The sequence below is a fragment of the Nonomuraea sp. NPDC049784 genome (genome assembly GCF_040659615.1).
In the GTDB taxonomy this organism is placed as follows: domain Bacteria; phylum Actinomycetota; class Actinomycetes; order Streptosporangiales; family Streptosporangiaceae; genus Nonomuraea.
Window position 1 is genome coordinate 1 of sequence record NZ_JBFAMX010000369.1, and the last position, 10,041, is coordinate 10,041.

General features: G+C 68.7%; 10 protein-coding genes. All 10 read right to left on the reverse strand.

What is annotated here, in order from left to right:
- A partial coding sequence (locus AB0J09_RS43340; protein WP_360704688.1) for a phosphotransferase occupies positions 1-538 on the reverse strand: 538 nt, incomplete at its 3' end.
- A 9-nt stretch (positions 539-547) separates the two neighbouring features.
- Positions 548-1,546, reverse strand: coding sequence for a LacI family DNA-binding transcriptional regulator (locus AB0J09_RS43345; RefSeq protein WP_360704691.1), 999 nt, complete (start codon positions 1,544-1,546; stop codon positions 548-550).
- The gene (locus AB0J09_RS43350; protein WP_360704694.1) at positions 1,527-2,936 is read right to left on the reverse strand and encodes a GH1 family beta-glucosidase; all 1,410 of its coding nucleotides are present in this window, start codon (positions 2,934-2,936) and stop codon (positions 1,527-1,529) included. The genes AB0J09_RS43345 and AB0J09_RS43350 overlap by 20 nt, the downstream gene beginning before the upstream one ends.
- On the reverse strand, positions 2,933-3,763 hold the full coding sequence (locus AB0J09_RS43355; RefSeq protein ID WP_360704697.1) for a carbohydrate ABC transporter permease: 831 nt from the start codon (positions 3,761-3,763) through the stop codon (positions 2,933-2,935). Before AB0J09_RS43355 ends, AB0J09_RS43350 begins: the two co-directional genes overlap by 4 nt.
- The gene (locus AB0J09_RS43360; RefSeq protein WP_360704700.1) at positions 3,760-4,710 is read right to left on the reverse strand and encodes a sugar ABC transporter permease; all 951 of its coding nucleotides are present in this window, start codon (positions 4,708-4,710) and stop codon (positions 3,760-3,762) included. Before AB0J09_RS43360 ends, AB0J09_RS43355 begins: the two co-directional genes overlap by 4 nt.
- 58 nt (positions 4,711-4,768) lie before the next feature.
- Positions 4,769-6,112 (reverse strand): extracellular solute-binding protein, encoded by a 1,344-nt coding sequence (locus tag AB0J09_RS43365; RefSeq protein WP_360704703.1) that lies wholly within the window; start codon positions 6,110-6,112, stop codon positions 4,769-4,771.
- A 524-nt stretch (positions 6,113-6,636) separates the two neighbouring features.
- A complete protein-coding gene (locus tag AB0J09_RS43370; RefSeq protein WP_360704706.1) occupies positions 6,637-7,143 on the reverse strand; it encodes a hypothetical protein in 507 nt (168 codons plus the stop codon).
- A 125-nt stretch (positions 7,144-7,268) separates the two neighbouring features.
- Positions 7,269-8,516 carry an RNA polymerase sigma factor gene (locus AB0J09_RS43375; protein WP_360704715.1) on the reverse strand — a complete coding sequence of 416 codons (1,248 nt, stop codon included), beginning with the start codon at positions 8,514-8,516 and terminating at the stop codon, positions 7,269-7,271.
- A gap of 51 nt (positions 8,517-8,567) precedes the next feature.
- Positions 8,568-9,008, reverse strand: coding sequence for a YciI family protein (locus AB0J09_RS43380; RefSeq protein ID WP_360704709.1), 441 nt, complete (start codon positions 9,006-9,008; stop codon positions 8,568-8,570).
- A 427-nt stretch (positions 9,009-9,435) separates the two neighbouring features.
- A partial coding sequence (locus AB0J09_RS43385; protein ID WP_360704712.1) for a zinc-binding dehydrogenase occupies positions 9,436-10,041 on the reverse strand: 606 nt, incomplete at its 5' end.

A 10,041-nucleotide genomic window follows, 5' to 3' on the forward strand; every position in this document is an offset into this window, starting at 1 on the left:
GCGGCGTCGGGTAGCGGTCGGTGTCGCCGACCAGCGCCGCGACCATCGCCAGGAACGCCTCCCGCCAGGTGGCGCCCACGATCCCGGCGTGCGGGTAGCCGAACACCTCGCCGGTCACCGCGTTGAACATGGCCAGGTGGCGGCCCAGCTCCCGGCGCAGCGCGTCCTCGCCCTCGGGCTTGACGTCGTTCCACGACACCCCGTCGAGCGCGCTGAGCAGCAGGTAGTCGCCGCCCAGCACCGGGTCGTCGAACTCGGCGCGCAGCAGCGCCGCCACCGGCACGCCGGCCTGCGCCGCCAGCTCATAGGCGGCGGCCTCCATGCGCAGCAGGTTGCGCTCGTAGCTGAGCTGGTCGAGGTCGGGCGGCGGCGACAGCTTGAGCACCACCTCGCGCCCGTCGTCCAGCTTCAGCCGCCACACGGCGTTGGCGTAGCCGTCGGTCAGCTCGGTGGAGGCCGTCACCCCCGTGCCCAGCGCGCGCCGGACCAGGGCGTCGAGCTCGGCGTCGGATAACCGGCGCTTCGTCCTACTGTCCACGGAAGCCTCTCATGCGGACTGCCTGCGTACGAGGTGGGTGTCGAGGATCACGACGGGCTGCCGCAACTCCTCGCCGTTGATGCGGGCCACCAGCAGCTGCGCCATCTGCCGGCCCATCTGCTCGGTCGGCTGGTGGACGGTGGTCAGCGGCGGGTCGGCGTGCAGAGCGGCCTTGGAGTCGTCGAACCCGATCACGGCCACGTCCTCCGGGATCGACCGGCCCGACGCCTTGAGCACGCGCATCGCGCCCAGCGCCATCGGGTCGGACGCGGCGAACACCGCGTCGAGCTCGGGGTGCGCCGCCAGCAGCTCGGTCATGGCCGCGGAGCCACTCTCCTCCGAGAAGTCGCCGTACACCACCAGCTCCGGCAACCCGGCGGGCAGCAGCGCGTCGCGGTAGCCCGCCAAGCGGTCGACGCCCACGCCCATGTCCTGGTGACCGGCGATGGTGGCGATGCAGGTGCGGCCGAGGCCCAGCAGGTGTTTGACCGCTTGCCGGGCCCCTGCCCTGTTGTCCATGTCGACGTAGCTGTAGGGGTCGAGGCCGACGGGGCGGCCGCCGAGCACGGTCGGCACGCCCATCTCCTCCAGCCGGCCCGGCAGCGGGTCGGCGCCGTGCAGCGACAGCAGCAGCACGCCGTCGACGTGCTGCCCGGTCAGGTAGTGCTCCAGCCGGTCGTACTCCTCAGTGGTGCGGGCCATCGCCAGGATGAGCTGCAGCCCGGTCTCCGAGAGCGCCGAGCCGATGCCGCGGATGGTGCCCGCGAAGAACGGGTCGTCGAACACCCGCAGCTGCGACTCGGACACCACCAGGGCGACAGCGTCCGTGCGGCGCGTCACCAAGGCGCGTGCCGCACGGTTGGGCACGTAGCCCAGCTCGCGGATGGCCAGCTCCACGGCCTCGCGGGCCTTGGCGCTGACGTTCGGCGAGCCGTTGATGACTCTCGACACTGTGCCCCGGCCAACACCGGCCCGAGCCGCTACTGCCTCAAGAGTCGGTCGGTTCATGGCGCCTATTCTGCCGGATGATCTCCGAGTACCAGAGCGCGCTGTCCTTGAGCAGCCGTTCCTGGGTCTCGAAGTCCACGCGCACCAGGCCGAATCGCTTGCCGTAGCCCCACGCCCACTCGAAGTTGTCCATCAGTGACCAGGCGAAATAGCCCTCCAGGGGCACGCCGGCCTCGATGGCCTCCTTGCAGGCGCCGAGGTGCGCCTCCACGTACGCCTGCCGCTCGCTGTCGTGAATCCGGCCGTCCTCGAGCACGTCCTCGAAGGCGGCGCCGTTCTCGGAGACCACCATGGGGATCGGCGGGTACTCCCGCGCCACCCTCGTGAGGACCTCCACCAGGCCGCTCTCGTCGATCTCCCAGCCCATCGCGGTCACCGGAAGCCCGGCGCTGACGAACGAGACGTGCTCGCTGCCCACCCACGGCGAGGCCGTGTCTGTGGGGGCCGCCGCCGCCGACTGCTTGCCGCCTGGTGCTCCCGAGACCGTGAAGCGGCTGTAGTAGTTGACGAGCAGCACGTCGATGGGGGCGGCGATGGTCTTCATGTCGCCCGGCTCGATGAAGTCGACCTCGACCGGCAGGTCGGCCAGCACGTCCTCCGGGTAGCGCCCGCTGAGCAGCGCGTCCAGGAAGAACCTGTTCTGGAGCCCGTCGATGCGCCGCGCCGCCTCCAGGTCCTCCGGGCTGTCGGTGGCGGGCGTGACCGCGTACAGGTTCACGCAGCCGCCGACCCGCCTGGCGTCCATCGCCTGGACGGCCAGCCCGTGCGCCAGGTTGAGGTGGTGCGCGCCCCTGATCGCGTTCTGCGGCTCACGCCTGCCGGGGGCGTGCTCGCCCGAGGCGTAGCCGAGGAACGCGGCGCACCAAGGCTCGTTCACGGTGCTGAAGGTGTGCACGTGGTCCTTCAGCGCCTCGTGTACGGCCCCGGCGTACTCGGCGAACCGGTAGGCCGTGTCACGGTTGGGCCAGCCGCCCTTGTCCTCCAGCTCCTGGGGCAGGTCCCAGTGGTAGAGAGTCAGCCAGGGGTCGATGGCGTGCGCGCGCAGCTCGTCGAGGAGCCGCTTGTAGAAGTCCAGGCCCTTCTGGTTGACCTTGCCGGAGCCGGCCGGCTGGATGCGGGGCCAGGAGACCGAGAAGCGGTAGGCCGACAGGCCCAGGTCCGCCATGATCCCGACATCTTCCCGGAAGCGGTGGTAGTGGTCGATGGCCACGTCCGCGTTGTGGCCGTTGAGAACCCGGCCCGGCGTCTTGGTGAACGTGTCCCAGATGGAGACGCCGCGCCCGTCTTCCGCGACCGCCCCTTCGATCTGGTACGCGGAGGTCGCCGCGCCCCACGCGAAGCCCGCAGGGAAGCGCAGCCCGGCACGCGTCTGTTCCTCTTGTGTCGTCACGCCTTGACCGCACCTTCCATGAGACCGCCGACGATTTGGCGGCCGAATGCGACGAATACTGCGATGAGGGGGATGATGGACAGCGCTGTCCCCGCGAAGATCAGCGTGTAGTTCGTGGAGAACCTGGCGTTGAGCGAGGTGATCGCGATCTGCACGGTGGGGTTGTCCGGGGTCAGCACGATCAGCGGCCACATGAAGTCGTTCCACATGAGCATGAACGTGTTGATGCCGAGCACCGCCATGCCGGGGCGCACGGCGGGCAGGACGACGTTCCACCAGATCCGCAGCGTGGCGGCGCCGTCCACCCTGGCCGCCTCGACCAGCTCCATCGGCACGGCCTGCCGCGTGTACTGCGTCATCAGGAACACGCCGAAACCGTTGAGCAGGTACGGCAGGATGACCGCCTTGAGCGTGCCGGTCCACTCCAGGCTCACCATGAGCCGGTAGAGCGGGACCACGCCCATCTGCTGCAGCGGGACCGCCATCGTCAGCAGCACGAGCACCAGCAGGACGTTCCTGCCCTTGAAGCTCAGGTTCGCGAACGCGAAGCCGGCCAGCGTCGAGATGATCACCACGGAGACGGTGACGATGCTCGACACGAGGAACGAGTTCGTCAGGCCCAGCAGGAATTTGGCGTCCTCGTTGTTGAGCACCGCGACGATGTTGTCGCCCAGGTTCCCGCCCGGCAGGAACGGCGGCGGCATCGCGACCGCGTCGGCGTTCGTACGGGAGGCTATGACCAGCATCCAGTACAGCGGGAAGGCCGACAGCACGACCGCGACGCCCAGCATGACCCTGGTGAAGAGGGTCGGGGAGAAGTTGTTCATTTCTTGCCCCCGATCCGGTGCACGACCAGGAAGTTGATCGCCGCTCCGATGAGAATGAGCAGGAACAGCAGCCAGGCGGCCGCTGCGGCGTAGCCGTAGTCGAACTCGCGGAAGCCCTGCTTGACGATGAACATGGCCACCGTCTGGAACTGCCCCTGCGACCCGCCGTCGACGTTGCCGTTGTAGAACGTGGTCGGCTCGGAGAACAGCGTCAGGCCGCCGATCGTGGAGTTGAGCACCACGAAGATCATGGTCGGGCGCAGCATCGGCAGCGTGATCTGCCAGAACTGCCTGCGCCGGGACGCGCCGTCGATCGCGGCGGCCTCGTACAGGTCCTTGGGGATCGTCTGCATGCCGGCCAGGAAGATGATCGCGTTGTAGCCGGTCCAGCGCCAGTCGACCATGGTGGCGATGGCGATCCACGACGGGATGCGCTCGGCCCGCCAGTTCGTCTTGTCCACGCCGAACCAGCTCAGGATCCAGTTCACCAGGCCCCAGTCGCGGGCGTACAGCTGCGTGAACACCACCGCGACCGCGACCACCGACGTGACGAGCGGCAGCAGCACGCTCATGCGGATCGGCAGGCGGAACTTGAACCGCTTGTTCAGCGCGTTGGCCAGGAGCAGCGCGAGCAGCATCTGGGGGACGGTGGCGATGAGGAAGATGCAGACCGTGTTGACCACGGCGTTCCAGAAGTCCTCATCAGCCAGCAGCGCGGTGTAGTTGCCGAGCCCGGTCCATTCGACGGTCCCGGCCAGGTCGTAGTCGTAGAGCGAGTAGTAGAGGGTGAAGGCCAACGGGAACAGCCCGAAGGCGGCGAACAGCAAAAAATACGGGGACACCAGGGCGTACGGCATCGCTTTGACATCCAGCCGGGAACGCATGCGGTGTCCGGGCGGGCGGGCGCGGCGATGGTTGTTCCGCGCCGCCCGCGGATCGAAGCTCATAGCAGACCTTTCGGCGGCAACAAGCCCGGCCCGCTGCTGGCGGGCCGGGCGGGAGAGACTAACCCGCGGCCTTCACCGCGTCGTCGACCAGCTGCTGCCAGGCCTTGTCGTACGGGACGGAGCCGTCGTCCATGCCCTGGATGACCGACTCGATGGCGTTCTTGACCTGGGCGTGCTTCACGCCGAGGAAGACCGGCTGCAGGCTCGAGGCGGACTTGGCGAAGATCTCACCGATGGGGGCGTCGTTGAAGAACTCGTTCTTCGCGCCCTGCACGGCGGGGTCCTGCTGCGCCTTCGTGTTGCTCGGCATGTTGCCGAAGTCCTTGAAGATGCTCGCCTCGGTCTCCGCCTGGGTCAGGTAGTCGGCGACCATCGCGGCCTCCTTCGGGTGCTTCGACTGCTTGGGCACGGCCACCCAGGAGCCGCCCCAGTTGCCGCCGCCGCCGGGCACCGAGGCCACGTCCCACTTGCCCTTGCCGCCGTCGCCGGCGTTGCCGCTGACGACGCCGAGCATCCAGGACGGGCAGCCGACCGTGGCGAACGCGCCCTTCTGGGTGCCCGCCGCCCACTCGTCGGTGAAGTTGCGCAGCTTGGCGGTCAGGCCCTGCTGGCTCATCTTCGTGGCGAAGTCGAAGCCCGCCTTCACCGCCGGGTTCTTGTCGACGATGAGGTTGTTGTCCTTGTCGAAGTACGTCACGTTGCCGTTCTTGGCCGCCTCCTGGTAGAGGACGACCTGGTACAGCGTGTTCGTGCCGTCGGTGAACTTGGTGTCCTTGACCTTGGACTGGAACGTCTTGCCGACGTTCATGAACTCGTCCCAGGTCGGCCAGAGCGCGCTGACCTTCTCACGGTCGGTGGGCAGCCCGGCCTTCTTGAACAGGTCCTTGCGGTAGCAGAGGCTCATGCCGCCGATGTCGGTGCCCAGACCGAACACCTTGCCGTCGGCTGTGACGCCGTTCTCCCACTTCCACGCGGGGAAGTCCGCCTTGCGGGACTCCAGGCCGTACTCCTTGAGGTCGGCCCACCACTCGGGGTGCGCCTTGGCCAGGCCCATGCCGCCCTCGTCGATGCCGACCACGTCGCCCGCGCCGTTGCCGGCCTGCAGCCACTGGATCATCTGGGGCCAGTACTGCTGCTCGAACTGGTCGGTGAGGTGCTCCTCCTTGATCTGGATGTCCTTGTGCTCGGCGTTCCACTTCTCGATGGCGTTCTTGTAGCCGAAGTTCGAGCCGCCGCCGAACGTCTGCACTCGGATGGTGACCGGTTCGGCCACCGCCGAGGAGGCGGGAGCGCTGCTGGAACCCGTACCGGTGCTGCCTGAGCTACAGGACGCGACGGTAAGCGCCGCCGCGGCCAGGGCCGAGGCCGCGGCAAGACCGCCGCGACGCTTGCTGATCATCATGGTGGACCCCTTCTCGGGTGAATGTTGGGGGAGTGCACCGCGGCACGCGCTCCGCCGCGGTGGGAGTCTTTGGGAGCGCTCCCACAAAGGGTGCACTTAGGTGGTCTGCACGTCAATCCACCGAAACGCAACCGTTACCAATGGGGCGGTTTGTCACTGTGAAACCGGATTTATAGCGTTATACTGCGCAAAGAGCTTTCTGGGAGCGCTCCCACCTCAAGAGGCATCTTTTGTGTCGCATCAAGGGCATGTCACCCGCACTCACCACGCTTTCTCCCGGTCACACTGCCAGTGAGGGGGCCGGGGGCGCTGGGGAGCTCCGGGGATTGTGGGCCGAAACGCATGGTCCTCCGCGAGGGAGCGCGCTACGCGCGAGAGGCGCTCCGGGCAGCGCCGCCCAAGGGGGCAAGCCCCCTTTCGATCCCCCGAAAAGCCCGCTCGCTTCGCTCGCCAGGCGCCCACCCGTTGCACGGCTGCCGCCGGGTGGGCCTGCTGGAGTCCATCGTGAGCTGGTGGTGCTTGCCTTAAGGATGCTGTCCGTCAGGCTCGTTGAACAGGTCCTGGAGGGTCCGGGCGGTTACCGCGCGGGTGGCCCAGGTTTCGAGTCGGGCAAGATCGGTGCAGGCGGTGATGCGGGCACGCGTGTCCTCTGGGACGTCAAGACCGCGGGCGTCCAGCACCAGCAAGAGCATTTTGACCGCTTCTTCCGACTTGCCTTCTGCCTTACCCTCTGCCTTGCCTTCCGCGCGGCCGCGGCCGAAGTGTTCGCGGGCGAAGGGGCTGTAGACGGGCCAGTCCGTGGACGTCATGATCTCCTCCAGGAGGCGCCGCACCTCCGGCGCGGACATGCTGTAGGTGTATTCATAGTACTTCGGAGCGTGTTCGTCGCGCTGCTGGGACAGCGCTGTGGCGAAGGCTTCGACCACCTTGCGGTCACGGCCGTGGATCATGACTGCCATGGCCATCAATTCCAGGTTCGCGCCGGCCTCCTGCGGGTCGGTGATGGCCGGAATGCCGTCCGGTCCCAGCACTTGGGCCTGCAGGCGATAGCCGGTCAGCCCGGAATCGATCGGCGGGGCGTAGTGGACGGCGGTCCCGCGGTCGGGGCACGTCCAGACGAGCGGCGCGCCGCCGCACTGGAGCCTGACGGGGCCCTCTAGCAGGCCGCGGCGCGTTCCTGGAGGAGGGTGCGTTCGCGGGCGTTGCGGGTCATCGCGGCCGCCCGCTCGAACTCGGCGCGGGCCTCCTCCCGCCGGCCCAGCTTGAAGAGCAGGTCTCCGCGTACGCTCGGCAGCAGGTGGTACTCCTTGAGTGAGGGCTCGTCCACGATCTGGTCCAGGAGCTGGAGGCCGGCCGCTGGGCCGTAGGCCATGGCGAGGGCCACCGCCCGGTTGAGCTCGACGATGGGGGAGCGGGACAGCTTGGCCAGCGCCTCGTACAGGCTCGCGATGCGCTCCCAGTCGGTGTCCTCCGGGGTGACGGCCCTGGCGTGGCAGGCGGCGATGGCGGCCTGGAGGGTGTACGGGCCGGGCTCGTCGCCCAGCTTCTCGGCCTGTTCGAGGGCGGCCAGGCCGCGCCGGATGAGCAACTGGTCCCAGCGGGCCCTGTTCTGCTCCAGGAGGAGGATCGGCTCGCCTGACGGGCTGACCCGGGCGGCGGATCTGGAGGCCTGGATCTCCATGAGGGCGACGAGGCCGTGGACCTCGGCCTCGGCGGGCATCAGGCCCGCCAGGACCCGGCCCAGCCTGAGGGCGTCCTCGCAGAGGGCGGGGCGCATCCAGTCGTCCCCGGCGGTCGCCGCATAGCCTTCGTTGAAGATGAGGTAGATGACCTCGAGGACGGACGCCAGGCGGGCCGGCAGCTCGGAGGCCTGGGGCACCTCGAAGGGGATCTTCTTGTCGGCCAGGGTCCGTTTGGCCCGGACGATCCGCTGCGCCACCGTCGGCTCCGAGACCAGGAAGGCCCGGGCTATCTCGTCAGTGGTCAGGCCGCCGAGCACGCGCAGGGTCAGGGCCACCCGCGCCTCCATGGAGAGCGCCGGATGGCAGGCCGTGAACACCAGGCGCAGGAGGTCGTCCTCGATCTCGTCCACCCCGGGGAGATCCTCCTCCGTGTCGAGGCGGTGGCCGAGCTCGATCAGGTTTCGCTCGAGGCGTTCGTTCCTGCGGATCATGTCGATGGCGCGGCGCTTCGCCACGGTCATCAGCCAGGCGCCCGGGTTGCGGGGCACGCCCGTCTCCGGCCACTGCTCCAGGGCGGCGACCAGCGCGTCCTGCGCCAGCTCCTCGGCCAGGCCGACGTCACGCACGAACCTGGCCAGCCCGGCGATGAGCCGGGCGGCCTCGATCCGCCACACCGCCTCGATCGCCCGGTGAGCGCCCTGGGGGTTGGTGCCGGAAGCCATCACCGGCCCATGAGAGCAGCACGAAGCCGCCGATGGCAACCCGCCGCGGCGTCAGGCGTCAGGCTGGTCGACGCCGAGGCGCTCGCGCAGCGCCTCCTCGCGCTCCCGCTCCTCCGTCGGCAGCGAGTCGTCCGGTACGTCCGAAGCGTCGAACACCCGCCACACGTCCAGCCCGACCCCCTCATGCCCCGTGGGCACCGGCACCCGCATGGCCCACTCGATCGCCTCCTCCCGTGACTTCACCTGGATCAGCCAGAAGCCGGCGATGAGCTCCTTGGCCTCGGTGAACGGCCCGTCGATCACCTTCGCCTTGCCGCCGCTGTAGGAGATCTGCGCGCCCTGCGAGCTCGGGTACAGCCCTTCGGCCGCCAGCAGCACCCCCGCCTTGGCCAGCGACTCGTTGTAGGCGTGCATGTTGTCCACGAGCTCCTGGCTGGGCAGCACCCCGGCCTCGGTCTCCGCGTTCGCCTTGCCCACGATCATGAATTTCATCGGTGTCCCTCTCCCTGTCGCTCGTATCGGCCTCGTTGAACGCGTCGAACGGCGACGGGTGGGATCGACACGTACCGGAGAAACTATTCGCCGAAGAGCCGGGCCGCGATGCTGTGACGCCCATCGGTAGGTGTCACCGAATGGGTTGCAGCACGTGGGGTTACTGCTCCGATTCCCAGCGACAATTGTCACCGAATGGGCGCGCGGGGACACGCCGGGTGACCGATTCGGTGGGTGGCGCTTCCGACGTACCGGACGACTCGCTCTGGACGAAGTCCGTCTCACAGGCCCGGCACGTGACCAGGGCGCGCTCGAAGCTCGCTGGGCTGGCCTGCATCTTGCGCGGCGGCTCGCACGCGCACGCGATCGTGTGCGGACGCCGTCGCGGCCGGCAGGCGCCGTCACGGGCAGCTCCGGCGGCTGCTGGTTATCTGCCGGTGGTCAGGACCATGCGGTAGCGGGCGTCGCCGGACAGCATGCGCTGGTAGGCGGCCGCGACCTGCTCCAGGGGGCGGGTCTCGGTCATGGGCCGGATGCCGGTCAGGGCGGCGAAGCGCAGGGTTTCCTCGACGTCGCGGGCGGTGCCGGACGGGTGGCCGTGCACGGTCCTGCTGGTCGAGATGAGCTGGAACGGGCTGACCTGGATGGGTTCTGGCGTTGCGCCCAGCACGATGAGTTCGCCGTTGTGGCGCAGCCCGTCGATGGCGGTGCTCATGGCCTCGGAGCTGGCCGCGGTGGCGAGCACGACTTTCGCGCCGCCCAGGGCTTGCAGCCGGTCGGCCACGTCACCGGCGGTGGCGTCGAGGTAGTGGTGGGCGCCGAAGCCCTTGGCGGCCTCGGCCTTGTCCTCACCCCGTGCGATGGACACGGTCTCGAATCCGAGCTTGGCGGCGAACTGCACGCCCAGATGGCCGAGCCCGCCCAGGCCCGGCTCGGCCTGGGGGGGGTCGGCCCTCAGTACGGAAGAGCGTCGTGGTGGGAAAGAGTGTGCATAAACGCGTGTAGATCTCGGGGGTCGGCGGCTCAGTAAAAC